1 protein-coding gene is annotated in these 234 nt (G+C 58.5%); it reads left to right on the forward strand.

Going from position 1 to position 234, the window contains the following annotated elements:
* Window positions 1-234: hypothetical protein (locus tag AC1RO3_RS09455; protein ID WP_481764163.1), on the forward strand; the 234-nt coding region annotated here is incomplete at both ends.

The following is a 234-nucleotide window of genomic DNA, read 5'->3' on the forward strand; positions in this document are numbered from 1 at the left end:
GTGATCCCGGTATCGAACTCGGGGTCTTCAACGAGGATGCCTACCAACTTTCGCGGCTGGTACACGCACCGGTTTTTGAAGTCCAGTGGAAGGAGATTCCGGCGCGTGTCCCGGTACTCGGTGAGCTGGGTTTCGCGGCCGTCATCGATGCCACCCAGATGTATCAGAACATCGCATACTTCCTCGGCCTCTTGAACGAGGATCGGGCTCGTGCTAATATGCCGCCCGCAACCC

This window comes from Dellaglioa sp. CoH-57-MRSF-19, from assembly GCF_056781975.1.